26 protein-coding genes and 1 riboswitch are annotated in these 25,377 nt (G+C 68.4%); of the genes, 4 read left to right on the forward strand and 22 right to left on the reverse strand.

Annotation, left to right across the window (positions count from 1 at the left end; genetic code table 11):
• The 3 genes from ABLE38_RS08415 to ABLE38_RS08425 form a co-directional block, all read right to left on the reverse strand.
• Positions 1 to 1,008: an HlyD family efflux transporter periplasmic adaptor subunit gene (locus ABLE38_RS08415; protein WP_348973707.1), complete on the reverse strand. Its 1,008-nt coding sequence runs from the start codon at positions 1,006 to 1,008 to the stop codon at positions 1 to 3.
• On the reverse strand, positions 1,005 to 1,628 hold the full coding sequence (locus ABLE38_RS08420; protein WP_348973708.1) for a CerR family C-terminal domain-containing protein: 624 nt from the start codon (positions 1,626 to 1,628) through the stop codon (positions 1,005 to 1,007). Before ABLE38_RS08420 ends, ABLE38_RS08415 begins: the two co-directional genes overlap by 4 nt.
• Positions 1,629 to 1,741: 113 nt before the next feature.
• Complete coding sequence (locus tag ABLE38_RS08425) at positions 1,742 to 1,906, reverse strand: hypothetical protein (RefSeq protein WP_348973709.1); 165 nt, start codon at positions 1,904 to 1,906, stop codon at positions 1,742 to 1,744.
• 59 nt (positions 1,907 to 1,965) lie between these two features.
• Positions 1,966 to 2,046, forward strand: a riboswitch (ZMP/ZTP riboswitch).
• A 17-nt stretch (positions 2,047 to 2,063) separates the two neighbouring features.
• On the opposite strand from ABLE38_RS08425, the gene ABLE38_RS08430 reads away from it, so the two are divergent.
• Positions 2,064 to 2,759: a DJ-1/PfpI family protein gene (locus tag ABLE38_RS08430; RefSeq protein WP_348973710.1), complete on the forward strand. Its 696-nt coding sequence runs from the start codon at positions 2,064 to 2,066 to the stop codon at positions 2,757 to 2,759.
• A gap of 114 nt (positions 2,760 to 2,873) precedes the next feature.
• Here the strand turns inward: ABLE38_RS08430 and ABLE38_RS08435 are convergent, their stop codons facing one another.
• The 5 genes from ABLE38_RS08435 to ABLE38_RS08455 form a co-directional block, all read right to left on the reverse strand.
• Positions 2,874 to 4,274 (reverse strand): UdgX family uracil-DNA binding protein, encoded by a 1,401-nt coding sequence (locus tag ABLE38_RS08435; RefSeq protein WP_348973711.1) that lies wholly within the window; start codon positions 4,272 to 4,274, stop codon positions 2,874 to 2,876.
• A 45-nt stretch (positions 4,275 to 4,319) separates the two neighbouring features.
• On the reverse strand, positions 4,320 to 5,339 hold the full coding sequence (locus tag ABLE38_RS08440; protein WP_348973712.1) for an SO2930 family diheme c-type cytochrome: 1,020 nt from the start codon (positions 5,337 to 5,339) through the stop codon (positions 4,320 to 4,322).
• Positions 5,336 to 6,526 carry a parallel beta-helix domain-containing protein gene (locus ABLE38_RS08445; protein WP_348973713.1) on the reverse strand — a complete coding sequence of 397 codons (1,191 nt, stop codon included), beginning with the start codon at positions 6,524 to 6,526 and terminating at the stop codon, positions 5,336 to 5,338. The genes ABLE38_RS08440 and ABLE38_RS08445 overlap by 4 nt, the downstream gene beginning before the upstream one ends.
• A gap of 61 nt (positions 6,527 to 6,587) precedes the next feature.
• Positions 6,588 to 7,070: a hemerythrin domain-containing protein gene (locus ABLE38_RS08450; protein WP_348973714.1), complete on the reverse strand. Its 483-nt coding sequence runs from the start codon at positions 7,068 to 7,070 to the stop codon at positions 6,588 to 6,590.
• A gap of 30 nt (positions 7,071 to 7,100) precedes the next feature.
• A complete protein-coding gene (locus tag ABLE38_RS08455) occupies positions 7,101 to 8,348 on the reverse strand; it encodes a putative DNA modification/repair radical SAM protein (RefSeq protein ID WP_348973715.1) in 1,248 nt (415 codons plus the stop codon).
• 72 nt (positions 8,349 to 8,420) lie between these two features.
• Here ABLE38_RS08455 and ABLE38_RS08460 point away from each other — a divergent pair, with 72 nt between their 5' ends.
• Positions 8,421 to 9,632: a glycosyltransferase 87 family protein gene (locus tag ABLE38_RS08460; protein ID WP_348973716.1), complete on the forward strand. Its 1,212-nt coding sequence runs from the start codon at positions 8,421 to 8,423 to the stop codon at positions 9,630 to 9,632.
• 121 nt (positions 9,633 to 9,753) lie between these two features.
• Here ABLE38_RS08460 and ABLE38_RS08465 read toward each other — a convergent pair whose 3' ends face one another.
• The 8 genes from ABLE38_RS08465 to ABLE38_RS08500 form a co-directional block, all read right to left on the reverse strand.
• Positions 9,754 to 10,161 carry a hypothetical protein gene (locus ABLE38_RS08465; protein ID WP_348973717.1) on the reverse strand — a complete coding sequence of 136 codons (408 nt, stop codon included), beginning with the start codon at positions 10,159 to 10,161 and terminating at the stop codon, positions 9,754 to 9,756.
• Between the two features lie 42 nt (positions 10,162 to 10,203).
• Positions 10,204 to 10,737 carry a demethoxyubiquinone hydroxylase family protein gene (locus ABLE38_RS08470; protein WP_348973718.1) on the reverse strand — a complete coding sequence of 178 codons (534 nt, stop codon included), beginning with the start codon at positions 10,735 to 10,737 and terminating at the stop codon, positions 10,204 to 10,206.
• Positions 10,734 to 11,216, reverse strand: a complete 483-nt coding sequence (locus tag ABLE38_RS08475; RefSeq protein ID WP_348973719.1) for a disulfide bond formation protein B — start codon at positions 11,214 to 11,216, stop codon at positions 10,734 to 10,736. Before ABLE38_RS08475 ends, ABLE38_RS08470 begins: the two co-directional genes overlap by 4 nt.
• A 3-nt stretch (positions 11,217 to 11,219) precedes the next feature.
• Positions 11,220 to 12,572: a S41 family peptidase gene (locus tag ABLE38_RS08480; protein WP_348973720.1), complete on the reverse strand. Its 1,353-nt coding sequence runs from the start codon at positions 12,570 to 12,572 to the stop codon at positions 11,220 to 11,222.
• Positions 12,573 to 12,640: 68 nt separating this feature from the next.
• Positions 12,641 to 13,810 carry a peptidoglycan DD-metalloendopeptidase family protein gene (locus ABLE38_RS08485; protein ID WP_348973721.1) on the reverse strand — a complete coding sequence of 390 codons (1,170 nt, stop codon included), beginning with the start codon at positions 13,808 to 13,810 and terminating at the stop codon, positions 12,641 to 12,643.
• Between the two features lie 6 nt (positions 13,811 to 13,816).
• A complete protein-coding gene (locus ABLE38_RS08490) occupies positions 13,817 to 14,239 on the reverse strand; it encodes a 23S rRNA (pseudouridine(1915)-N(3))-methyltransferase RlmH (RefSeq protein ID WP_348973722.1) in 423 nt (140 codons plus the stop codon).
• Between the two features lie 27 nt (positions 14,240 to 14,266).
• The gene (rsfS, locus tag ABLE38_RS08495; protein WP_348974467.1) at positions 14,267 to 14,575 is read right to left on the reverse strand and encodes a ribosome silencing factor; all 309 of its coding nucleotides are present in this window, start codon (positions 14,573 to 14,575) and stop codon (positions 14,267 to 14,269) included.
• Between the two features lie 80 nt (positions 14,576 to 14,655).
• Positions 14,656 to 15,393 (reverse strand): nicotinate-nucleotide adenylyltransferase, encoded by a 738-nt coding sequence (locus ABLE38_RS08500; RefSeq protein WP_348973723.1) that lies wholly within the window; start codon positions 15,391 to 15,393, stop codon positions 14,656 to 14,658.
• Positions 15,394 to 15,413: 20 nt separating this feature from the next.
• Here ABLE38_RS08500 and ABLE38_RS08505 point away from each other — a divergent pair, with 20 nt between their 5' ends.
• The gene (locus ABLE38_RS08505) at positions 15,414 to 17,456 is read left to right on the forward strand and encodes a M3 family metallopeptidase (protein ID WP_348973724.1); all 2,043 of its coding nucleotides are present in this window, start codon (positions 15,414 to 15,416) and stop codon (positions 17,454 to 17,456) included.
• Between the two features lie 3 nt (positions 17,457 to 17,459).
• Here ABLE38_RS08505 and ABLE38_RS08510 read toward each other — a convergent pair whose 3' ends face one another.
• Both ABLE38_RS08510 and ABLE38_RS08515 read right to left on the reverse strand, forming a co-directional pair.
• Positions 17,460 to 17,756 carry a hypothetical protein gene (locus tag ABLE38_RS08510; RefSeq protein ID WP_348973725.1) on the reverse strand — a complete coding sequence of 99 codons (297 nt, stop codon included), beginning with the start codon at positions 17,754 to 17,756 and terminating at the stop codon, positions 17,460 to 17,462.
• 47 nt (positions 17,757 to 17,803) lie between these two features.
• A complete protein-coding gene (locus ABLE38_RS08515) occupies positions 17,804 to 19,057 on the reverse strand; it encodes a glutamate-5-semialdehyde dehydrogenase (protein WP_348973726.1) in 1,254 nt (417 codons plus the stop codon).
• 49 nt (positions 19,058 to 19,106) lie between these two features.
• Between ABLE38_RS08515 and ABLE38_RS08520 the strand changes: the two genes are divergently transcribed.
• Positions 19,107 to 20,171, forward strand: coding sequence for a DUF3667 domain-containing protein (locus ABLE38_RS08520; RefSeq protein ID WP_348973727.1), 1,065 nt, complete (start codon positions 19,107 to 19,109; stop codon positions 20,169 to 20,171).
• A 126-nt stretch (positions 20,172 to 20,297) separates the two neighbouring features.
• On the opposite strand, the gene ftsH is transcribed toward ABLE38_RS08520, so the two are convergent.
• The 4 genes from ftsH to ABLE38_RS08540 all read right to left on the reverse strand — a co-directional run bounded on the left by ftsH (position 20,298) and on the right by ABLE38_RS08540 (position 25,312).
• Positions 20,298 to 22,259, reverse strand: a complete 1,962-nt coding sequence (gene ftsH, locus ABLE38_RS08525) for an ATP-dependent zinc metalloprotease FtsH (protein WP_348973728.1) — start codon at positions 22,257 to 22,259, stop codon at positions 20,298 to 20,300.
• Between the two features lie 67 nt (positions 22,260 to 22,326).
• Positions 22,327 to 23,325 carry a tRNA lysidine(34) synthetase TilS gene (gene tilS, locus ABLE38_RS08530; protein ID WP_348973729.1) on the reverse strand — a complete coding sequence of 333 codons (999 nt, stop codon included), beginning with the start codon at positions 23,323 to 23,325 and terminating at the stop codon, positions 22,327 to 22,329.
• Complete coding sequence (locus tag ABLE38_RS08535) at positions 23,303 to 24,292, reverse strand: hypothetical protein (RefSeq protein WP_348973730.1); 990 nt, start codon at positions 24,290 to 24,292, stop codon at positions 23,303 to 23,305. Before ABLE38_RS08535 ends, tilS begins: the two co-directional genes overlap by 23 nt.
• Before the next feature lie 81 nt (positions 24,293 to 24,373).
• The gene (locus tag ABLE38_RS08540) at positions 24,374 to 25,312 is read right to left on the reverse strand and encodes a helix-turn-helix domain-containing protein (protein WP_348973731.1); all 939 of its coding nucleotides are present in this window, start codon (positions 25,310 to 25,312) and stop codon (positions 24,374 to 24,376) included.
• Positions 25,313 to 25,377 lie beyond the last annotated feature (65 nt).

Raw genomic sequence — 25,377 nt, forward strand, 5'->3', positions numbered from 1 at the left:
TCAATCCTTGTGCTTGGGGCGGGCACCGGGCACCGACACGCTCACCGGCTGGCCCTGGCGCAGGCCGTCATCGGGATCGTCGACGATGATGCGCAGCTGGTAGACGAGGTCGGTGCGGAGATTCTCGGTCTCGACGGTCTTCGGCGTGAACTCGGCCTTGGGCGCGATATAGCCGATCGTGCCGTGATAGCTCTTCGCATTGCCGTCGGCGGTGACCACCACCTTCATCCCCGGGCTGATCCGGCTGAGATCGGTCTCGGCGACATAGGCGCGCACGCGCAGCGGCCGCATGATCGCCAGCGTCAACACAGTCTCGCCGGGCTGGACGATCGCGCCGGGCTCGCGCGCGCGGGTGACCACCGTGCCGTCGGTCGAGGCGAGCAGGCGCGCATCGCCGAGATCGGTGGCGGCGCTCTGGCGGGCGGCGACGGCGGCGCTGACATCGGCCTGGCCGGCGGCGATATCCTCCCGGCGGCTGCCGGCGTTCATCAGCGACAATTGCTGCTGGGCAGCGGCGAGATCGGCACGCGCCTTGTCGCGCTGGGCCACGGTCTGCTCCCAGACATCTCGGCTGATCGCGCCGGGCTCGACCAAGGGCTGGCGGCGGGCATAGTCGCGATCGGCATCCTGGGCGACCGCAGCGGCAGCGGCGACGCGGGCGCGGGCCTGGGCGATATCCTGGCTGCGATTGCCGTTGCGGAGCTTGGCGAGCTGCGCCTCGGCCTGCGAGACCTTCGCATCGGCCTGGGCGATGCGGCTGTCGAGCGACGCGGCATCGAGCGTGGCGAGCAGCTGGCCCTGCCTGACCTTGGCGCCCTCCTCCACTGCGACCCCCGAGATGCGGCCGTTGACGCGGAAGCCGAGATCGACTTCGCGGATATCGACATTGCCGTTCAATTTGAGCGCGCCATCGTCCTGCGGCTTGAACAGGCCGAAGCCGCTGGTGGCGATCGCGGCGATCACCAGCACGACGATGACGGCGATGATCGCGATGCGGCGGCGGTTCATGCGGCATTCTCCGACAGGATGCACAGGGCGTTGGCACGCAGGCGGGCGCGCAGGAGCTTCTGGGTGGCTTCGTCGATCGTCTCGACGGAGAGGATGCGGGTGACGGCGGCGCGGCAGACGCGCAGCACCAGGCACTGGCCGAACAACATGATGCCCATCGCCAGCACGTCGCGCTCGGCAAGATCGGTGCGGATGCGGGCAAGCGCCGCGACGAAGGCATCGACGACGCCCTGCATCACGCCGGCATAGAGCCGGTCGAAAGCCTCGGTCGGGGTCTGCTGCTCGCGCGTAATGAACAGCGCCCAGGCCTCGGTCTGCGGGCTGATCATCATCAGCGCGAAACCGTCGAGCATGGCGAGCAGCGCTTCGGTCGCCTGTTCGCGCGTGCCGTTCGCGGCGACCTGGCGCGCCGCGTCGAGCGCCGGTCCCTGGATCTGCTTCACACAGGCGGCGATGTGATCGGCGGCGGCGAGATAGAGGCCGTGCTTGCCGCCGAAATGATAGGTGATCGAGGACATCGCCGTGCCCGAGGCACGCGCGATCTCGCGGGTGCTGGCGCCTTCGAAGCCGTGGCGGCCGAACTGATCGATCGCCGTCTCGATAAGGGTCTGGCTGGTCAACGCACCGAATCCTGTTCGTTCGAACGAACTATACTTGCACGGCGCCGTACATGACAAGCCCCGCCGCGCCTAACGCTCGACGGGGCTTCGGGTTCAGGCGAACCGGATCGGGCCTAGTGGTTATGGTCGCCCTGATCGTGATCGCGGTCGCCATGGTCGCCGCGATGATGATCGCCGCGGCGATGATGGTCGCTGTTATAGCCAGGGCGATCGCCATAGCAGCCGGTCAGGGCCACCGAAGCCAGCGCCAGGGCGCCGGCGAGTCTCAACATGCGCATTTGCTCTCTCCTCTTGGCCGTACAACGCATGACTTTCGCGCGATCTCCGGTTAATCTCGCCTGACTCGCGTGACTGGCGACTGGATGGAGCACCATCGGGAAGCGCGAGGGCATGGCGCCGCATCGCCTGGGCACCCCTTCCACCATGGAGGTCCGCATGCCCGATCCCTTGCATATCGCTTTCCTGCTCTTCCCCGACGTGACCCAGCTCGACCTGACTGGGCCGGCCCAGGTGCTGTCGCGGCTGGGCAATGTGTCGCTCGACCTGGTGGCAAAGACCCGCGACCCGGTGCGCACCGATGCGATGTTCGACCTGCTGCCGACCGCGACGTTCGACCGGGTGACGAAGACCGACATAGTGTGCGTGCCGGGCGGGTTCGGCACGGCGGCGGCGATGGAGGACGCCGAAACACTCGCCTGGCTGCGCCACGTCGCCGAGGGTGCGGCCTGGGTGACCAGCGTGTGCACCGGATCGCTGCTGCTGGGGGCCGCGGGGCTGCTGCGCGGCTACCGCGCCGGCTGCCACTGGGGATCGCGCGAGCAGCTTGCCTGGTTCGGCGCCGAGCCGGTCGCCGAGCGCGTGGTGTTCGATCGCAACCGGGTGACCGGCGGCGGGGTGACCGCGGGAATCGACTTCGCGCTGGCGTTGACCGCGGCGATCCGCGGAGAGGCGCATGCCAGGTTCGTGCAGCTGAGCCTGGAATATGACCCGGCACCGCCGTTCGATTGCGGCTCGCCGGAGCGGGCGGATGCCGAGACGGTGGCACGTTACCGCGCGATGGTGGAGCGGTTCGCGCCCGGGCGGGCGGAGAAGGTGAAGGGGATTGCCGAGGGGTTGGGGTTCCAAGCTTAATCCTCTCCCAGCTTGTCTGGGGGAGGGGCCGGCGCGACGCCGGTACCCGGCGCCCCCTCCACCACCGCCTTCGGCGGCGGTCCCCCTCCCGAGCAAAGCTCGGGGAGGATTTAATCAGGAAAGCGCCTTCGCCGCGCCCTTCAGGTCCTCGACGAACGCCGCGAATTCATCCTCGGCCTTGGACTTGTCCGGCATGCGCAGCAGGAAGCTCGGGTGGATCGTCACCCAGCCGCGCCCGCCACCCTCCAGCTCGATCGGGCGGCCGCGGGTGGCGGTGATCGTCACCGCCTTGCCGAGCATCTGGCGCGCCGCAGTGGCGCCCAGCGCCACCGTCATCTCGGGCTTGATCAGCAACCGTTCCTGCTCGTACCACCAGCGGCAGGCACTGATCTCGCCCGCATCGGGCTTGGAATGGATGCGGCGCTTGCCGCGCGGCTCGAACTTGAAATGCTTCACGGCATTGGTGACGTAGACGCTGGCGCGATCCAGCTTCGCCGCCGCCATCGCGCGATCGAACATCTCGCCCGCCGGGCCGACGAATGGACGGCCGGCTAGGTCCTCCTGGTCGCCGGGCTGCTCGCCCATGATCATCATCCGCGCGTCGACCGGGCCCTCGCCGAACACGGTTTGCGTCGCGTGCTTGTAGAGGTCGCAGCGGGTGCAGTGCTCCGCCTCTTCGCGCAGCGCCTGCCACGCACCCTCGATGTTGCTACCAGGCGTGACCCGGGGTGCGCTTGCCACCATTGCCGTCTCCCGCTGGCGCGCGCCGGCGACCAGTTCCTTCACCAACGCGGTCTCGGGCATGTTTTTCCAATATTTGCGCGGCATCTCCTTGAGCATCGCGCCGGTCTTGAGGCGGGCCGGGTTGAAGATCGAGGCGTAATAGGTCTTCCAGATATCCTCGACCGGATCCTCGCCGGGCGCATCCGCCCTGGTCGCGCCAGGGCCTTCGGACAGCATCTCGGTGTCCCAGTGGAGCGAGAGCGCGGGGGTGAGGATCGACCAGCGCATATTGGCGAAGCGATCGACGAAGAAGCGGGCATTGGCGCGGACGATGTGATGCTCGGGCTCGAACCAGGCGACGTAGCGCGTGTTCGGCTCGCCGGTGCCGGGGAAGGGCAGCGCGTCCTGGACTTCGCGGAAGCGGACAAAGGCGCGCATCTTGTGGATGTCGCGGCGGACCTCGCGGGCCATCGCTTCCAGGCGCCGGACGAGCGGGTCGGCCTGGTCGGCGACGCGGTGCGGGTCGCCGGCGAGCAGCGCGTAGAGCAGGGCGAAGCGCTCGGGATCGCTGTGGAGGATCGCGGTTTCGGCGAGGTCGAGAAAGGCGCGCGGCACCTTGAGCGCGCGCGGGGCTGCTGGCGGCATGACGGCTTCGTCGGCGAACAGGTCCACGGGCGCTTCGCCGACCTGCCAGAGGATTTCCGATGCGGGAACGCTGGCCTGGGCGAGCCCGCGGGCGGCTTCGCGCCAGCCCGGGAAATCGTCTTCTGCCGCCAATGTGACTACGCGCACTTCCACTCCCTGACCGTCATCCGGCGAAAGCCGGGATGACGGTACCTAACGTTTCGCGCCGGATTTCGGCATCCCCGCGATCCACGCGCGGACCAGTGCCACGCCCTCCTTGTGGACGGTGGCGCGGCCGAGCTCGGGCATGGCGATGCCGGGATCGGTCGATTGCAGCCGGTAGAGCAGGATCGAGGCATCGGGATCGCCGGGGACGATGTCGAAGTCGCGGGTGCCAGCGCCGCGGCCGGCGGCGGTGGGACGCTTGAACAGCCCGCGCTGCTCGGGATCGGTGCGGGCGAGATCGAGGAACAGGCCGGAGTTGGACGCGGCACCCTGCGGGTTGTGGCAATGCGCGCAGTTGATCTCGAGCCAGGCGCGGGCACGGCCGTCGAGCGGGGCGGCGTGGTCGTCCCAGCGGGCGACGCGGGGCGCGTCGACGGGCAGGCGATCGAGCATGCCGGCCGCCAGCATCTTCTCGAGCTGGCCACCATGGTTGAGATAGCGCGCCTTGATGCCGATCGGGGTGACCTGCCCGGCAAGGCCGTGGCAGTCCTTGCACTGGTTCTGGTTGGGCACGGCATAGCTGATCGCGTGCCGCTCGCCCGCGGGATCGGTGAAGGTCACCGGGATGCGGGTGCCGGCGCGGCGGATGTCGGCGTCGGTGCCGGCGGCGTTCCAGACATAGGGGATCGGGGTCCAGCCGCCAGCGCGGTGGAGGAGGACGCGCGTCTCGAGCGGCTTGAAGGCGCCGTCCACCCGGTAGCCGAAGGTCTTGATCAGCGCCGCGCCGATCGGGAGATCGAGCGCCTTGTCGGGATCGTAGCGCGCCCGAGTGCCGGCGGGGAGGTAGAGATAGCGCTCCTTCTCGGCATAGTCGGAGAAGAGCGGGGTCTCGAGATCGTAGCGGAACAGGCGCTGGGCCGGCGCGCGGGACGCGAGGTCGGTGAAGAAGGCGTAGTCGGAAAGGTGCGCGGGGTAGCCATCGGCCGTGATCGCCGCGTCGTTGACGCCGACTGGGCGGCCGAGCAGCGCGGCGGCGAACAGGGCAGCCGCGCCGAACAATGCCTTCATCGCGCGGCGGCCTCCATCGCGGGCGGCAGCGCGATCGGGGCAAGCGGCGCCGCGATCGGGCCGGAGAGCTTGACCTCGGCCGGCCTGGCGGTTTCGAGCGAGGCGCCGAGCGCGAGGCCGAGCCCGAGGACAGGCACATTGTCGTTGACCACCAGCCGCACTTCGCTGCCGCCGGTGCCGTCCCACAGGATCGGCGGGATCGCGCCGCCCATCGCGGCGGCGAGCAGCGGCCCGCCGGGCATGGCGGGCGCAAAGCCGGCGCGGCCGTGCTTGTTCACCGAAATATATATGTCGTGCGGAATCGGGTCGTAGCCCTTGTCGTCGAAGGGCTGTCGGTAGGCGACGACCATGATGTTGGCGGTGCCGTTGCCCGACAGCATATTGTTGCCGACCTGGACCATGTCTTGCGCCATGATCAGCACGCCGGTTCCGGTGGGTACGCTGGCGACGATATTGCCCTTGGGCGCAAAATTGGGGGTGTCGTTGTCAACCACGCTATTGCCCCAGACCGCGACACGCCCCGCGCCGCGCCGGGGCAGCGCCGGCAGGTCGAACACCAGGATACCCCCGGTGTTGTGCGAGACCTGATTGCCATGGACCTCGGCATAGCCGCTATTCTCGATCTCGATGCCGGCGACATTGTATTTGGCGACCGAGTTGCGGACGATGATCCGGCTCGACTGGCCGACATAGATGCCCGCATCCGACGCGCCGATCACGGTGACGCCGTCGATCAGCACGTCCTCGCTCTCGACCGGATAGACGCCGTACGCGCCATTGGTCGCCTTGGGGCCGCCGGTCCATTCGACGCGGACATTCTTGTAGACGATGCGATCGGCGCCCTTGGACTTGATGCCGTCGCCCTTCGAATCCTCCACGGCGAAGTCGCGCAGCACCACGTCGTCGGAGGTGACCAGCAGCCCCTCGCCCGCGCCGAGCTGGCCCTTGAAGCTGAGCACGGTGCTGCCTGGGCCGGCGCCGCGCACTGTCACCCCGTTCACGTCGAGGCTGAGGCCGTCGGTCAGCTCGAAGCGGCCGGCGCCGATGCGGACGGTGTCGCCCGGCCTGGCGTCGAGCAGCGCGGACTGGAGGCGCTCCTGGGCCTTGGGGCCGGCTTCGACGACCAAGTCCTTCGCCAGAGCAGGCGCCGCGACGAACAGCGCGGCGAACGCAAGGTTTCGAAGCATCCCTCACTCCCTATTTTCGGGAGATGATACGCCGCTTCGGCCAAATTGACAGGCCTGTCAGTTACTCGCGGCCATCGCCGGGAGGATTGGCCTCGGCACGCGCCAGTTCCCTGGGCTTGCGCTTCTCAAACAGCTTGCCGAGCGCTTCTTCCTGCGCCGCGGAGAGATGCTTCGCCGCGGTGGGGAACATCTCTTCCTCTTCCTCGTCGATATGGTGGAGATAGCGGTGGCGCATCTCCTTGAACTTCACCAGCCAGCCCGGCGACGACATCTCGGTGTCCATCAGCTCGCCGAGATAGTCATCGACTTCCTTGTGCTCGGAGACCGAGTGACGCGCGTCCTCGCGCAGCTCGGGATCGGCGAGCATCGTCGCGTAGAGCGCTTCCTCCTCGGCCGCGGCATGCGCCTGGAGCTCGAGGCGGAGCTGCTCGAACAATGTGCGGCGCTCCTCGCTGTCACCCGACGTCTCGCCCACGCGCTCCAGCAGCACGCGCTGACGGTCGTGATCGGCGATGAGATCGGCGAAGATGCGGGAATCGGCCATATGTTGCTCCTTGGTCGGAGCGAGAACCACTCAGGCGGCGAATAGTTCGAGCTGCTCGCGTTTCGGCGCCACCAGCGCGCGCAGATCGGCGCGGTCGGACAGCGCCACGGGCTTCCAGTCCTCGGCGACCAGGAAAGGACGGACCTTGGCGATCGACGCGGTCAGCCGGGCGACATCGGCAAGGCGGAGCCGGCGCCAGCGGCGCGTGGCGAGGATCGCATCGACTGCCTTCACGCCGAGCCCGGGAACGCGCAGCAGCGCCTCGCGCGGGGCGCGGTTGACGTCGACCGGGAAGCGGTCGCGGAACTTCAGAGCCCAGGCAAGCTTGGGATCGATGTCGAGCGGGAGCATGCCGGTGGCGGGATCGGCAGCCTCGGCCACTTCGCCCGGCTTGTAATCGTAGAAGCGCATCAGCCAGTCGGACTGGTAGAGCCGGTGCTCGCGCATCAGCGGCGGGCGCTGCAAGGGGAGCACGGCGCTGGCATCGGGGATCGGGCTGAACGCCGAATAATAGACGCGGCGCAGCTGGAAGCGCGAATAGAGCCCGGCGGCGCGGGTGATGATGTCGCCGTCTGTGGCGGCATCGGCGCCGACGATCATCTGGGTCGACTGACCGGCGGGCGCGAATTTCGGCGCGGATTTGTAGCGCTTGCCCGCATCGGTGCCGTCGTCGATCGCGGCGCGGACGTCCTGCATCGCGCCTTCGATCCGCGGTGCCGACTTCTCGGGCGCGAGGCGGGTGAGGCCCGCCACGGTGGGCAGCTCGACATTGATCGAGACGCGGTCGGCGTAGAGCCCGGCCTGGTGCACCAGCTCGGGATCGGCATCGGGGATCGTCTTGAGGTGAATATAGCCGCGGAAATCATGCACCTCGCGCAGCAGCCGCGCCACGCGGACGATCTGCTCCATCGTATAGTTGGACGAGCGGATGATCCCCGAGGAAAGGAACAGCCCCTCGATATAATTGCGCCGATAGAAATTGAGCGTGAGATCGACGACTTCCTCGGGCGTGAAACGTGCGCGACGGACGTTCGAGCTTTTGCGGTTGATGCAATAATGGCAATCGAACACGCAGCTGTTGGTCAGCAGGATCTTGAGAAGCGAGATGCAACGGCCGTCGGGCGCATAGGCGTGGCAGATGCCCATACCCTCGGTGGAGCCGAGCCCCTTGCCCCCAGCCGAGTTGCGCTTGGCGGTGCCCGATGAGGCGCAACTGGCATCATATTTCGCGGCATCGGCGAGGATGGCGAGCTTGGCGCGGAGATCGAGCTGCGACATATGTTCCTTGTATGTTCCTGATATTGCGGAGTCCAGCCGCTTGTGGGAGAGCCGCGGCAGAAGGAGCGCGCGATGCGGTGGAAGTTGGACCGGCAATTGAGGGCGCTGTTGATCGCGCTGGCGATCACCTCGCTGCTCGGCTTCGGCTTCAAGCAGCATTGCATGCCCGGCGGCTGGACCCAGTCCGAGCAATATACCACCGGCTGCTACAGCGACGCGGTGCCGTTCTGGACGACGCGCGAAGTCGACAAGGGCAAGATCCCCTATCTGCAGACGCCGATCGAATATCCGGTGCTGACCGGCACGGCGATCTGGATCGAGGGCGCGGCGACGCACCTGCTCTTCGGCAGATGGGCGAACGACGCCAAGTTCCTGGGCGTGGTGACCGCGGTGAACATCGCGCTCGCCTTCTTGGTGCTGGGGATGCTGTGGCGCGCGGGACTGGACCGCCGGCGGCTCTGGTGGTGGGCGGCGTCACCGCCGCTGATACTCTATCTCGGGCACAACTGGGACATGATCGCCGTCACGCTGGCGGTGGCGGCGACGCTGCTGGCGCGCGAGAACCGGCTGGTCCGCGCCGCCGCCGCGGCCGGACTGGGCGTGGCGGCCAAGCTGTTCCCGATCGTGCTGCTGCCGCTGCTCGGGCTCTCGGCGCTGTTCGAGACGGGCAAGAGCGGGTTCGAGCGCGTGCGCCGCGCCGCGCTGGTGACGCTCGCCGCTATCGGCGCCTGGGCGGTGGTGAACCTGCCGGTCGCACTACTCGCGCCGGACAACTGGGCGCAATTCTACCTGTTCTCGCAATCGCGCAGCGGCACCGCGGCGGCAAGCTGGGACGTGCTTGGCAACCTGGGGGTGCTGGCGCTGGGGACGCCGGAGAAGAACCTCTACGCGACGCTTGCCTTCGCGATCGGCGGGGCGGCGATCGTGGCGCTCGGCTGGCGGCGGCACCGCGCCCGGCTGTGGCTGCTCTTCACGCCGCTGCTCGCCTGGTTCCTGCTGACCAACAAGGTCTATTCGCCGCAATTCGACCTGTGGCTGTGGCCGCTGCTGGTGATCACCGCGCCGCGGCTATGGCCGGTGGCGCTGTTCGCAGTGACGAGCGTGTGGGCCTATTTCGCCGAATTCTGGTTCTTCGCCGCGATGGACGGGGCCTGGCCGGCCGCGAGCACCACCGACATCGCCTGCGCCGCGATCGTGCGCGCGATCGTGATGCTCTGGATCATCGCGGACTGCGTCTTCCGCCAGCCGCCAGAATGGGTGGGGCGCTGGCCGGTGCGGGACTGAGGCAATCCGTCATCCCCGCGAAAGCGAGGACCCATCTCCCGGACTTTCCGAGATCACGACCGCCGTATTCGCTGCATCTGCAGGCGATGGGCCCCCGCTTCCGCGGGGGTGACGGCTAACATCAAGGCAGCGGCAGGTTCTGCTCTTCCTTCTTGCGCGCGCGGGTCTCGGCCTTGGCCGCGGTCGCTTCCTTGACGAAGCAGCCGGTGGTGCCGCCGACGCCGGCGGTGGTGCAGCTGCCGGTGCCGAAGCCGCCCGCGGTGACGGCGTCCTGCGAGCGCACCGCCCAGCTCTCCGTCTGCTGCGGCGGGCCGGCCTGCTCGCGCAGGTTCGACGGGATCCGGTAGCGCTCGGCCTCGTCGAGGCGCTTGCAGACGACGATCTCCTCGCCGTTCGAATTGGTCGGGCACTTGTCCTTGCCGTAGATCAGCAGCACGCCGTTCTGCGGCGCGTTCTGCGCGTGCGCGGCGGCAGGCAGCAGCATCGGCACGGCAGCGAGCGCGCCTGCGATCAGGATCCGGTTCAACATCGGCTTACTCCTCTGGTCCGGTCATCGAATGGAACGGGGGCTTTATATCCGTTTCGATACCGCAATGGCAGCACGGCAGCCCATGCGGATCAATCCAGACAATACCGGATAGGCCGGGGCATTTTCAGCACCGTGCGCGAGCGCGGTATCGCGGTGCTCGAGCTCCTCGTCGCGGAACTTGGCGACGGCTTCGGCAAGCTCGGGGTCGCCGGCGCCGAGCTCCTCGAGCTGCTGCTGGTAGTGGAGATCGATCTCGGTCTCGATCGCGGCGGTGCAGGCCATCGCCGCCTCCGGGCCGATCGCCGCGGTGACGGCGCCGAGCGCGAAGCCGGCGACATCCCAGAAGGGCTGGAGCGCCGTCGGGCGCACGCCGCGCCGCGCGATCATCGCATCGAAAAAGGCGCGGTGGCGCTCCTCCTGGCTCGCCATGCCGGCGATCATCCGCGCGGCGGGCGTGCGATCGCCCATCACCGCGAGCTGGCCGGCATAGATGCGCGTCGCGCCATATTCGCCCGCCTGATCGACGCGGACCATCGAGCTGGTGCCCTCGCGCCGATCGCCGGGCTTCCAGCTCATCGCCGGGCCTTCCGAACCGAGAGCGCGAAGATGACCGCCGCGCCGGTGAGCGAGATAATCGCGTTGAAGCCGGCCAGGCTGATCCCGAACAGCGTCCATTGCGGCACGTCGCAGCGAATCAGCGGACGGCGCAGCGCATCGGTCAGCATGTCCATCGGGTTGCTGCCATGGACCTGGGCAGTGCAGGCAGTGATGCCCTGCCACCAATGATATTCGACGCCGGCATGGAACACGCCGATGCCGCCGCTCACCGCCACGGCGGCGCCGGCGAGCAGCACGAAGGTCATCCGCAACGGCTTGCCCGGCACGACGAAGGACAGCAGCGCGAACAGGATCGCGACATAGTGCGGATAGCGCTGCCACCAGCACATCTCGCACGGCACCAGCCCGAAATGCTCGGACAGGTGCGCGCCGCCGACCAGCGCGAGCGGGAGGAGGAGCGCGATCCAGCGCGCGATGCGGAGCCCGTCAGCCTGCATGGCTTACTTGCTCTTCGTCGCGGCGACCTGGGTCTTGGGCCCGAGGCGCGCGATGCTCTGGACGGCGTAGCTCAGCTGGAAGTCGTCAACGCCCTCCTTCTTGAGCTGCTCGGCGGTCTTGGCGAAGCGCGGATCGGTGCGGGCGTCGTCCTCGAGCACCGAATCATCGACCTTGTCGTTGTTGATCAGATGCGCGCGCAGATCGGCCTCGCGGATCGCCGGGCGGCTCTTATAGTCGGGATCGGTGAGCTGCGGCACGAGCAGATCGGGCTTGATCCCGCCTTCCTGCACCGAGCGGCCCGAGGGCGTGTAGTAGCGCGCGGTGGTGAGGCGCAGCGCGGCGCGCGGGCCCATCGGCAGGATCGACTGGACCGAGCCCTTGCCGAAGCTGCGCACGCCCATGACGAGCGCGCGGTGATGATCCTGGAGCGCGCCGGCGACGATCTCCGAGGCCGAGGCGGTGCCCGCGTCGATCAGCACGACCACGGGGAGCCCCTTGGCGAGATCGCCGGGGATCGAGGTCATGCCGGGCTCGTTCACATCGGCATACCAGCGCTCGATATCGGTCTTCTCGCGGCCGCGCTGCGAGACGATCTCGCCGTGCGACAGGAACACGTCGGACACTTCGATCGCCTGGCTGAGCAGCCCGCCGCCATTCTCGCGCAGATCGACGATATAGCCGAGCGGCTTGTGGCCGAGCTTCTTGTCGATCTCGGCGATGGCCTTGGCGGTGTCGGCGCCGGTCTGCGCAGTGAAGGTGTTGATGTTGATGATGCCGACGCCGTCCTTGACGTCCCACTTCACCGGCTTCTGGACGATCACTTCGCGCGTCATCGTGAAGGTGAGCGGCTTGTCGGCTCCGGGGCGGACCACGGTGAGCGTCACCTTGGTGCCGGGCTTGCCGCGCATCGATTCGATCGCCTCGTCGAGGCTGCCGCCGACGATGAACTTGCCGTCGATATGGGTGATGAAGTCGCCCGACTTCATGCCCGCGCGCGCGGCCGGGGTGTCCTCGGTCGGCGCGATGACCTTCACGGCGCCGTCTTCCTGGGTGACCGTCAGGCCGAGGCCGCCGTAATTGCCGTCGGTCTGGATCTTGAGATTGTCGAAATCGAGCCCGTCGGCGAAGCTCGAATGCGGATCGAGCGCGGCGAGCATGCCCTGGATCGCGCCCTTCATCAGCGTGGCGTCGTCGACCTTGTCGACGTAGTTCGCCTTCACCTGGCTGTAGACTTCCATGAAGGTGTCGAGCTCCTTGAAGCTCGAAGTATCGACGCTCGCCATGGCGCCCGAGGCGATAGGGACGAGCGCCAGCGCGCCGACGGCGGCGGTGACCTGAAGGAACGAACGAAGCATAACGACTTTCCGGAAACGCGGTTCTTGGCGAGCAACCTAGGACGGGATCGCGGCAAATGCACGGCGATTCATCCCAGCAGGCGCGCGAGGTCCATCGGTTCGCCGCGGCGGCGCAGCTCTATGGTGACGTGCGGGGCCTCGCCGGCAGGGGCGCGGCCGATGCGCATGCCCTGGGCGACCTGCGCCCCGACACGGACCGCGATGCCGCCCAGCCCGGTGATCGAGCTGGTCCAGCCATTGCCGTGATCGATGATCACCACCCCGCCATAGTCGCGGAACGGCCCGGCGAAGAGGATGCGGCCAGGCGCGGGGGCGACGGCGACGGCATTGGCGGCGCAGGCGAGCGTGATGCCGCGGGCGCGCACCCCGGTGGCGGAAAGCTCGCCCATGCCGGTGACGACCGCGCCGGCGATCGGCAGGATATAGGGCGCGCCGCCGCGATGCGTGGTGGGACCGGCGCTGCCGGGGCGCGGCAGCGGGCCGGGAAGCGCCTCGAGCCCGGCCTGGATCTGTGCGGCCTCGCCGGCGGTCTCCATCTGGTCGACGATCTCGCGGGCATGCTCGCCGAGCGCGATCGCGCGGTCCGATTCGACCAGCGCGCTCGACGCCAGCTCGCGCGAACGGGCGCGGTGATCGGCCTCGAGCTTGACCAGGGCGACGCGCTCATTCTCGATCCGGCCGCGCGCCTCGCGGAAGCTGTCTACGGCGGCGAGCGCCTGGGCGCGGAGCTGGCGGACCCGGCCAAGCTCGGCGCGGACGTCGCGGGTGCGCGCCTCGACCACGGGCATCACCGTGCCGAGCACGGCGCGGACATGGACCATGTCGGCGGTCGAGCCGGGCTGGACGAGGCCGAGCACCGCCGGGCGGCGAGCCATCGACTGGAGCGCGGCGATCAGGCGGAGGATCGGCCCCTGGCGCTCAGCGACTCGGGTGCGCTGCTCGGCGAGCTGGCGATCGACGATCGAGATGCGCGCACGGGCGGCGGCGATATCGGCCTCGGCCGCCTTGATCCGCTCGGCGGCGGCGGCTTCCTGGGCGCGGGCCTGGCGCGCCTGGTCGCGCTCTGCCGCGGCCTGGCGCTCGAGCGCGGCGCTGCGCGCCTGGGCGGCGTTGGACTGGGCGGTAGCGTCGCGCAGCCGGCCCTGCTGCTCGGACAGGCTCGGCGCCTGTGCCGCGGCAAGGCTGCCGGTGGCGAGGATCGCCAGCAGACTGGCGCCGAGAATCAGCGGGCGGAGCATCGCGGCTCAGCCTTCGCGATGATAGGGATGGTTGGCAAGGATCGAGGTGGCGCGCCAGAGCTGCTCGGCGAGCATCGCGCGGGCCATCATGTGCGGCCAGGTGGCGCGGCCGAAGCTGATCAGCAGGTCCGCCCCGGCGCGCTCGGCATCGCCGAAGCCGTCCGCCGCGCCGATCAGGAAGCGCGCCTCGCGCACGCCATCGTCCCGCCAGGCACCCAGCCGCTCGGCAATGACGCGCGAGGGCAGGTTCTCGCCGAGCTCGTCGAGCAGGACGATGCGGGTGGCGCCGGCGATGTCGGGCATCTTGCCGCCGGTATCGGGCAGCTCGGTCACCCGCGTCGGCCATTGGATGCGCTTCAGATAGCGATCGACCAACTCCGCCTCGGGGCTGCGGCCGATCTTGCCGCGCGCGATGATGTGGAGCTGCATTGCCGGCGCGGCTCCCTGGTTAGCGAATCAAGCTTGGCCGGCTTCGCCGAACGACCACATCCGCTCGAGATTGTAGAAGCTGCGCACCTCGGGGCGGAACAGGTGGATGATCACGTCACCCGCGTCGATCAGCACCCAATCGGCGGTGGGCAGGCCCTCCACGCGCGGCGTGCGGCCGAACTCGGCCTTGATCTTGTCGGCGAGCTTGACCGCCATCGAGGCGACCTGGCGCGTCGAGCGCCCCGATGCCACGACCATATAGTCGGCGATGCTGCTCTTGCCGGCGAGCGGGATCGAGATCGTCTCGACCGCCTGATCGTCATCGAGCGACGCCATCACGAGCTGATGCAGCGCCTCGACGCTGCCAGCGGCATCGGACGAACGCAGAACATTGGACGAAGTGGCCAAGGGGCCTCCTAGGGTTGCAACGGGCCTGTGCGGTGTTGTGATGGAGACGACGCCGTATCCGAACCTGTCAAAGTGTCACCTTGACGGGTACCCGCATAACGCCGGTGCCAGGCGGGATCGGCGGCCCTAAGGCTCGTCGCCGACGTAGGATCGGGGCGGAAGCGCAACAGCACGAGGGCCGGCAATCTCCAACGCGTCCAGTTCTTCGCCTGGCCTGCGGGCCGCACAGCGCGCCGCAGCCAACCCATTGCAGGACTTGCATGGGCGTCCCGGTCATACCCCGGACGCGCGATCACCGCAATCGGAACCTGCTCGGCAATCGTGCGCCAGCGCTCCCATTTGTGGAATTGCGCCAGATTGTCCGCGCCCATCAGCCAGATGAAGCGATGGCGCGGGAAGAGCCGGGGCAGCTTGCGGATCGTATCGGCGGTGTAGCGCGTCTTGATCCGCTTCTCGATCCCGGTCACCCGGATCGGCGCGTGGCGCGCCATCGCCCGGGCCGAGGCCATGCGCGCCTTGAACGGCGCCATGCCGGCCTTGTCCTTCAGCGGATTGCCCGGCGAGACCAGCCACCACACCTCGTCGAGCCCCAGCGCGCGAATCGCGTGGAGCGAGAGCTTGCGGTGCCCCAGATGCGCGGGATTGAACGAACCGCCGAGCAGGCCGATGCGCCTGGCATTTCTCGAAACCGGCCTGTGCACGTTTATTGTCGAAGCCTTCCCCGCTTGATACGCAATGGCCTGCATATAGCGACTTGGGGGGTATCATGCGCAAGACAGCGCTCGGCATCGCATTCTCGGCCTGGATCGGCTGCATCGGCGCGGCGACGCCGCCGCCCGCGGACGAGGTGGCGGTCTTCCTCAAGGGCCAGGACATCAACCCCGCCAGCGCCGCCGCGGTCGATGCGCGCTGCGCCGCCGCCGACGCGCTATCGAAGAAGCTGTTCAAGGCGCTCGAGGCGCGCAGCGGCCCGGCGAGCATCGCGGGCGACTATCAGCGCTATGATACGCTGCTCAACCTGATCGGCGACACCACCGGCCAGATGTATTTCATCTCGCAGACCAGCACCAAGGCGCCGGTGCGCGATGCCGGCCAGAAATGCTCGGAGCAGCTCTCCGCGATCAGCACCGACATCTCGCTGTCGCGCCCGGTCTACGACCGGCTGGCGGCGATCCCCAGGGCCGGGCTCGACGCGAAGACGGCGTTCACGCTCGACAAGCAGCTGCTCTCCTACCGGCTGGCCGGCGTCGACCGCGACGCGCCGACGCGCGCGAAGATCGCCCAGCTCAACAAGGACATCACCACGGTCGGCCTCGAGTTCGACCGCAACATCTCCGAGGACAAGACCGGCGTCACCCTGCCCGCCGATGCGCTGGCGGGGATGCCGCAGGACTATATCGACGCGCACAAGCCCGGCGCGGACGGCAAGATCCACCTGACCACGACCTATCCGGACGTGTTCCCGATCTTCAAGTTCGCCGACCGGCCCGAGACGCGCAAGGCGGTCTATCTCGCCTTCGTCAACCGCGCGCATCCGGTGAACGACCCGGTGCTCGCCAAGCTGATCGCCAAGCGCCAGGAGCTCGCGCAGACGCTGGGCTTCCCCGATTATGCGACGCTGATCACCAAGGACAAGATGATCGGATCGCCCCAGCGGGCGCAGACCTTCCTCGATGAGATCAACGGCGCGGCGATGGCGGCGGCGAAGCGCGATACCGACCGGCTGCTCGCGCGCTATCGCCAGATCGACCCCAATGCGACCGAGCTGCACGGCTGGGACACCGGCTATGTCAGCAACCTGGTGAAGAAGGAGCAATATGACGTCGATGCGAGCGTCGTGCGGCAATATTTCACGCTCGCCAAGGCACAGAAGGGCATCTTCCAGCTGGTCCACGACCTGTTCGGCGGCGATATCCGCCCCTGGCAGGGCGCGCCGGTCTGGGCGCCGGGGGTGAGCGCCTGGGAGCTGTGGGACGGCAAGACGCTGGTCGGTCGCTTCTACCTCGACCTCTCCCCGCGCGAAGGCAAGTACAACCATGCCGCGCAGTTCGGCATCCAGGCCGGCGTCGCCGGCGCGCGGATCCCGGTGGGCGCGCTGCTCTGCAACTTCCCGGCGACCGGGCCGATGGACCATGGCGATGTCGAGACCTTCCTCCACGAGTTCGGCCACCTGATCCACAGCCTCTATTCAGGGCACCAGCGCTTCGCGACGCAGGGCATGGACCAGCTGCAATGGGACTTCATCGAATCCCCCTCGCAGCTGCTCGAGGAATGGGTGTGGGACTATGACACGCTCAAGGCCTTTGCGAGCAACGACAAGGGCGAGCCGATCCCGGCGGCCTTGGTCGCCAAGATGAACGCGGCGCGGCATTTCGGCGAGGCGGCGAGCTGGCAGCGCCAGCTCGGCTTCTCGGCGGTGTCGCTGGGCTTCTACACCAAGCCCGCCGGCTTCGACCTGGCGAGCAACTATCTCGAGCTCTACAATCGCTATTCACTGGTGAAGGAAGACCCGCAGGCCCACATGTATGCCGCGTTCGGCCATCTCAACGGCTATTCGGCGATCTACTATACCTACACCTGGTCCAAGGCGATCGCGCTCGACCTGTTCACCCGCTTCAAGGCCGAGGGGATGCGCAACCCGAAGACCGCGATCGCCTATCGCCGCGCGGTGCTCGATCCGGGCGGGTCGGAGCCGGCGGACCAGCTGATCCGCAACTTCCTGGCGCGCGACACCAACACCAAGGCGTTCCGCGACGAGCTCGGGCTCTCGACGGCGCCAGTGACGGCGCCAGTGACGGCGGCAAAATAGCGGCTATTCGGGAAAGCTGCGCACCACCTCGATCGGACCGATGATCGCGGCGTTGAAGGCGGGCAGATCCTCGGCGGGAATCCAATATTCGCAGTGCGCTCGCCCACCCGCTTCCTCGACGCGATAGGCATCGAGGAAATCGCCGCGGACCGCGAAGCGTGTAACGAACCCCGAGCCGCTCTCGGGGACGTTCCAATCGCGTGCGATCCTCACCGCATATTCTTCGGTGGTGACCGGGTAGAAAATAGGTTGCTCCGGCAGGCGCGGCGGAAAGGCGGACATCCCGCTTTCCTCGATCAAAGCGAGCTCCGCCGGGCCAACGGGCCGCCACAGCGTCACGCTATCGCTCATGGCCGGGCTTGGCCCGTGCCGCGCACCACCCATTTGTAGGTGGTGAGCCCCTCCAGCGCGACCGGGCCGCGGGCGTGGAGGCGGCCGGTGGAGATGCCGATCTCGGCGCCGAGGCCGAACTCGCCGCCGTCGGCGAACTGGGTGGAGGCGTTCCACACGACGATGGCGCTGTCGACCTGGGCAAGGAAACGCTCGGCCACGGCCTCGTCGGCGGTGACGATCGCGTCGGTATGGTGCGAGCCGTGCGCGGCGATGTGCGCCATCGCGGCATCGACGCCGTCGACCAGCTTCACCGACAGGATCGAATCGAGATATTCGGTGTCCCAGTCCTCGACATTCGCGGCGATCATGCGCGGTTCGAGCGCGCGCGCGTCGCTATCGCCGCGCAGCTCGCAGCCGGCATCGGCGAGCGCGGCGAGAATCGGCCTGGGATCGGCAAAGGCGCGGTCGATCAGCAGCGTCTCGGTCGCGCCGCAGATGCCGGTGCGGCGCATCTTGGCGTTGAGCGCGAGGGCGCGCGCCATCCCCGGCTCCGCGGCGCCGTCGATATAGGTGTGGTTGATGCCGTCGAGATGCGCGAGCACGGGGACGCGCGCCTCGGCCTGGACGCGGGCGACGAGGCCCTTGCCGCCGCGCGGCACGACCATGTCGATCGCACCCTCGGCCGTGAGCATCGCGCCGACCGCGGCGCGATCGGTGACGGGGACGAGCTGCACCGCGTCCGCAGGCATGCCGCCCTCCTCCAGCCCGCGGGCGAGCGCCGCATGGATCGCGCGGTTCGAGCGGATCGCTTCCGAGCCGCCGCGCAGGATCGCGGCATTGCCGGCCATCGCGCAGAGCGCGCCGGCATCGGCGGTGACGTTGGGCCGGCTCTCATAGATGATGCCGATCACCCCGATCGGCACGCGGACGCGGGTGAGGACGAGGCCATTGGGCCGATCGACCCGGTCGATCACGTTGCCGACCGGGTCGGCGAGCCCGGCCACGGCCTCGACGCCGGCGGCCATGCCCTCGATGCGCCTGGCGTCGAGCTTTAGGCGATCGAGCAGCGCGCCGGACAGGCCATTGGCTTCGGCGGCGGCCATGTCCTCGTCATTGGCGGCCTGGATCGCACCCGAATCGGCGCGAATCGCGGCGGCGGCGGCGCGCAGGGCGGCGGCCTTGGCCGGGGTCGGCATCGCGGCGAGGCTGGTTGCTGCGATGCGGGCGCGGGCTGCCATATCGGCGATCAGCGTGGAGACGTCGGTCATGATCTGCACCCGCTAGCACGTGCAGCATGAAGCTGGTAGCCAAGGCGCCATGTCGGGGGGAATCGAAGCAGCCGGGGAACTGGCGACAGGGGCATTGCTCGGCCGTGCGGTCGAGCCGAATGCAGGTGAAGGCCATGGCGGGGCGCATGGGCTGTGCCTCAATTGCGGCACCGCGCTGATCGGATCGCATTGCCACAATTGCGGGCAGGCGGGGCATGTCCACCGTTCGCTGCACGCGATCGGGCACGACCTGCTCCACGGCGTCTTCCATTTCGACGGGAAGTTGTGGCGCACGCTGCCGATGCTGGCCTGGCGCCCAGGCGACCTGACCCGGCGCTATATCGGCGGTGAGCGCGCGCGCTTCGTCTCGCCGATGGCGATCTTCCTGTTCTCGGTCTTCGCGATGTTCGCAGTCTTCTCCTGGGTGGGCATTTCGACGCCGACCGACCTCGACACCAATTCGATGAAGCCCGTCGCGGCGCTCGATTTCGCACGCAAGGACGCCCAGCAGAAGCTCGAACGGGCGCAGGCCAAGCTGGCCAAGGCCACCGATGAGGACGACCGCGCCGAATATCGCAGCCGGATCGCCGAAGCACAGGACGACCTGAAGGGAATCGACGAGGCAAGCAAATCGCTCGGCGACGGCAAGGTCCATGTCACCACGACCACGGCGCATACCGGCTGGCACGCGCTCGATCACGGCATCGAGAAATGGCAGAAGAACCCGGCGCTGATGCTCTACAAGCTCCAGTCGGCGAGCTACAAATTTTCCTGGCTGCTGATCCCGCTGTCGCTGCCGTTCCTGTGGCTGCTGTTCTTCTGGAAGCGGCAGTACAAGCTCTACGACCACACGATCTTCATCATCTACTCGATCGCGTTCATGTCGCTGTTCTACATCGTAGTGGCGGTGGCCGCCGCGATCGGGATGAGCGGCGGCTGGCTGGCGGTGGCGGCGCTGGCGATCCCGTTCGTCCACATCACCCGGCAGCTGCAGCAGGCCTATGCGATCGGCTGGGTCTCCGCGACGCTGCGCGCCACGCTGCTGACGGTCTTCATCAGCTGGATCCTGACGATCTTCGTGCTGATCTTGGTGGCGCTGGGGATGTTCGGCTGAGGCGGATTAGGGCGTCGCGCCTTTTCGCCCTCTCCCCGTCGTCCCCGCGCAGGCGAGCATGACGAAAAGGAAAAAGGCCTCCCCGAGCGAACGGGGAGGCCTTTTTCTTTGGACGGGAGGCTAAGCTCAGGCGCCCTGCGGCGCCGGCTGGCCGAACGGACCCTTGGGCTTGCTGATCTTGGGGATCGAGGTGCCCGCCACTGCCGTCGGCCGGGCGGTCGCGCCCGGATCCTGGCGGCCGAGATCCTCGCCGGCGATCAGACGCTTGATCTCCTCGCCGGTAAGCGTCTCGTACTCGAGCAGCGCCAGCGCAATGGTGTGGAGCTGGTCGATATGGTCGGTCAGCAGCTGGCGAGCGCGCTGCAGGCCGCGCTCGACAAAGGCCTTCACTTCGCTGTCGATCAGCCGCGCCGTCTCGTCCGACATCGGCTTGGAGCGGGCCATCGAATAGCCATAGCTCTCTTCGCTCTCGGAGAAGTCGAGCGGGCCGACTGCATCCGACAGGCCCCATTTGGTGACCATCGAGCGCGCAAGCCGCGTCGCCTGCTGGATGTCGCTCGACGCACCCGACGAGACCTTGTCATAGCCGAAGATCAACTCCTCGGCGATGCGGCCGCCGAACGCCACGGCGATGTCGGCGTGCATCTTGTCACGGTGATAGCTGTACGAATCGCGCTCCGGCAGCGGCTGGACCATGCCGAGGGCAAAGCCGCGCGGGATGATCGTCGCCTTGTGGATCGGATCTGCGGTCGGCTCGTGCGCGAAGACCAGCGCGTGGCCGGCCTCGTGATAGGCGGTCATCCGCTTCTCGTCGTCGGTCATCACCATCGAGCGGCGCTCGGCACCCATCAGCACCTTGTCGCGCGCATCGTCGAACTCCTGCGCTGCGACCAGCCGCTTGCCGCGGCGGGCGGCGAGCAGCGCAGCCTCGTTGACGAGGTTGGCGAGATCGGCACCCGAGAAGCCCGGCGTGCCCCGCGCGATCACCCGCGGATCCACGTCGGGCGCCAACGGCACCTTCTTCATATGGACCTGGAGGATCTTCACGCGGCCTTCGATGTCCGGACGGGGCACCTGGACCTGACGGTCGAAGCGGCCGGGACGCAGCAGCGCGGGATCGAGCACATCGGGACGGTTGGTCGCCGCGATGATGATGATGCCTTCGTTCGCCTCGAAGCCGTCCATCTCGACGAGCAGCTGGTTGAGCGTCTGCTCGCGCTCGTCATTCTGGTTGCCGAGGCCCGCGCCGCGCGAGCGGCCGACGGCGTCGATCTCGTCGATGAAGACGATGCACGGTGCCGACTTCTTGGCCTGCTCAAACATGTCGCGCACACGGCTGGCACCAACACCGACGAACATCTCGACGAAGTCCGAGCCCGAAATGGTGAAGAAGGGCACGCCCGCCTCGCCTGCGATGGCGCGGGCGAGCAGCGTCTTGCCGGTGCCGGGCGAGCCGACGAGCAGCGCGCCCTTGGGGATCTTGCCGCCGAGGCGGGCGAACTTGGTCGGGTCCTTGAGGAACTCGACGATCTCCTGCAGCTCCTCGCGCGCCTCGTCGATGCCGGCGACGTCGTCGAAGGTGACCTTGCCTTCCTTCTGCGTCAGCAGGCGCGCGCGCGACTTGCCGAAGCCCATCGCGCCCGAGCCCGAGCCCTTCTGCATCTGGCGGATCACGAAGAAGGCGACGCCGAGCATCAGCAGGAACGGCAACGACTGGTAGAGCAGGTAGATCCAGATGTTCGGACCCTCTTCCGCCCGCGCGGAGACCTTGACGTTCTTCGCCAGCAGCGTCTCGATCATCTTGGGATCTTCGGGCGCGTTGGTGCGGAACTTGCCGCCGCCCGACAGCTCACCGCTGACCACGCCGGTGGTGCGCGAGACGTTGACCGACTTGACCTCGCCGTTGTTCACCTTCGCCATGAAATCGGAATAGGCGATGCCCTCACCCGGGGCGGGCGCATCGCGATTGCCGAAAATCGAGACGAACAGGGCCAATGCGGCCAGGATGCCCACCCAGATCAACAGGCTCTTCATCCAGGGGTTGCCCCCATTTTCCGGACCCTGCTGCTGCTTGTCGTTGTCGCTCATGCGGAATCGGTACCTTTCACGCCCCAAGATAGGCACGGCCAAGTTAATGGCAATGGAACAGCGTCGATCAGTGTGATCGACGCGGCGGCGCCAGTTCGAAACGCCAGATACCCGCTTTGGTTCGCGCGATCACTTCCGCAAGAGTACCGGAGCCGCCGGCGTCGAGCGCGGCGAGGAGCGGGTCGAGCCCGGTCTCGCGCCAGTCGCCGTGCAGGCCGTGCGCGGTGCGGACGCTGGCGACGGCGCGCTCGGCGAGGCGGCGGCGCAGCTCGCGCGGCAGGCCGGCGGGATCGAGCGTCACGCCGCCAGCTTCAACCAGGGCGCGCGCGGCCCATTCGCGCTCCGCTGCCCAGGAAAGGGCATCCTCGGCATCGCGCAGGTTGCGCGCGGCGCTCGCGAGGCGATCGGCGGGCAGGTCCTCCGCTTCGCCCAGCAGCGCGCGGATGCGGGCGCGATCGAAGCGCGGATCGGCGTTGGAGGGATCGCGCACCGGGGCGATCCCGGCGCGGGCGACCAGCTCGGCCAGCTCGGTGCGGCTCCAGCCGAGCAGCGGGCGGACGAGCAGCGCCTCGGCGAGCGGCCGGGCGGCGGCCATCGCGGCTAGCCCGCCGACCCCCGCGCCGCGCCGGGCGCGCATCAGGAAGGTCTCGGCGACATCGTCCTGCTGGTGGGCGGTGGCGATCCAGGAGGCGCGGCCCCGCGCCCAATCGGCGAGCAGGGCATAGCGCAGCTCGCGGGCGCCCTGCTGGAGGTTGCCGCTGGCGGATACCGTTCCTGCCAAGGTCTCGTGCGGCACGTCGCGCTGGTTGCACAGGCCCCGGACCAGCGCAGCCTCTTCCGCCGCCTCGGGGCGCAGGCCGTGATCGACCGTGGCGGCGACCACGGCGCCGGGAAAGGCGGCATGGGCAAGCAGCAGCAACGCCAGGCTGTCGGGTCCGCCCGATACGGCGAGCGCCAGGCGCTGGTCACCGGGCTCGGCACCGGTCAACGCCAGCAGATCCTGCCGGAAACGCGCGACCGTTGCCGGATCGAGCGTCAGCCGGTCACTTGCACTTCTGGCTTGCACGTCCCTCGGCCATGCCGGTCTTCATCTCGACCGAGAGCTTGTCGCCATAGAGCTGGTCGAGCTCGGTATAGACCTTGCACACTTCGCTGGCGGGCTTCTTCAGCTTGATGAGCGCCTGAGCCAGATAATAGAGGCTGTCGGGCGCGCGCTCGCCCTTCGGGTTCTTCTTGTAGTTCTCGTAGAACGCCACCGCCGCCAGGCTGGGCGCGCCCGAATCGAGATAGGCGCGGCCGAGCAGGTTCTGCGAATAGCTGGCGCGGCGATGGGTGGGATATTTGGTCGCCACGGTTTCGAGCTCGCGGCGCGCCTCCGGATAGAGCTTCGCCTGCCACAGGCGATAGCCATAGGTGTAGCCATCCTCGGCCGGATCGCCCGTATTGGGCTTCTCGATCGCGGCGAGCTGCTGCGCGCGCGTGCCGGTGGCCGGCGCGGCGGGCGTCGGCTTGGCGGGTGCGGTGGTGCCAGCGGCGCTGCCGGGCGCCGGGATGCTCGGGCGCGGATTGCTCGCGGGCGGGCGGATCACGGCGCCGCCGGTATCCCCGGGCACGGTGGTGTCCTCGCCGCCGAGCGCAGCATTGGCGGCCGAGCGATCCTCGAGCGCCTTGATCCGGGCATCGGCGCCGCGCTTATAGGCGGCGAACGCGTCCTCGAGCTGGCGCAGGCGATACTGGCCCTGCTCGACCTGGCCGGTGAGCGTGCGCTGCTGCTCCTCGAGCGCAGTGACGCGCTGGGTCATGTCGGCGAGCGGGGAGCTCGCGGGGGTGCCGGGGACGTTGGTATTGGTCTCGGGCGTGATCTGCGGCTCGACCGTCTGGCCGGCGCCGCCCGGGAATACCTTGCGCTGCACCGCGCGCATCTCGCGCTCGAGCCGGTCGACCCGGCCGGTGAGCGCCGTGTCCTGGGCCTGGGCGGTGCCGGTGGCACCAAGGACGACGGCAAGAGCCGTGGCAGCCAGAAGAAAACGCATCGATCACACCCCCCGGTGCAGGTCAGACATGGAAGAACAAGGCCTTGCTATAGCCGCGACGCCCGCGACCGTGCCAGTCCCTTACGGCGCGCTGTTGCCAGTGCTCGTCGCAGGCGCGGGCTCGGCGGGCGCCGGCGTCGGCGTCGCAACCGAAAGGCGCGCGGCCGGGCGCTCCGCCGGGCGGCGCGCCGTCGTCGTCGCGGCAGGGGCCGGCGTCGGGCTCGCCGTCACCGCGCCGGGCTGGCCGCGGCCGCGCAGCGCATCGGCGCTCACCTCGACATTGACCGTGGTGCCCGGCTTGCCGAGCGGATCGATGTTCGAGCCGTTGAGCGTGACCTGCAGCTTCTCGGGGCCGCCGGTGAGGATGCGCGGATGATCGGCATCGGCCGGCACGTCGTAGCGCTCGCCGGCAGCAAGCTCCTTCTCGACCAGCTTGGTGCCCTTGGCATCGGTGACGCGGATCCAGACCGTGTCGAGCGCGATCAGCGCGACCTGGCCGCCAGCCGCCGCCACCGGTGTGGCGCTGTTGGCCATCGCGGCATTGTCGGCAACATTGGCGGTCGGTTCGTCGGTCGCTAGCGTCTCGGGCGCCGGCGCGCTGCCGCGGAACAAGTCGGTGCCATAATAGAGGCCGCCGCCCACGACGAGCAGCAGCGCCAGGATCACGCCGACGATCGCGATGCCGCGCGAGGGCACGCGCGAGGGATCGGCGGTTTCATAGGCGGGGACCGGTGCGGCGCGCTCGGGATTGTGGTGGAGCTCGGCGCGCAGATCGCGGGCGATCGTCACTTCATCGGCGCCCACCGCGCGGGCATAGGCCTTGGCGAAGCCCAGTGCATAGGTGATCGAAGGAAGCCCGGCGTAATTGCCCCTCTCGATCGCCTCGAGATGCCGCTGCGGAATGCGCGTGCGCGCGGCGATCTCGGGTAAGTCGAGACCCTGTGCTTCCCGTGCGGCGCGCAGCTTTTCGCCCACGCTGGTCGGGAACAGGTTCGGGTCCTCGGCGGCTTCGCCTTCCATCCATACTCTCCGGGCGGAAGGGTTGCGCCCGATGCTCCCGCCGACGCTTGAAGCTGTCGTTCACC

Source organism: Sphingomonas sp. KR3-1, assembly GCF_040049295.1.
Classification (GTDB): domain Bacteria; phylum Pseudomonadota; class Alphaproteobacteria; order Sphingomonadales; family Sphingomonadaceae; genus Sphingomonas.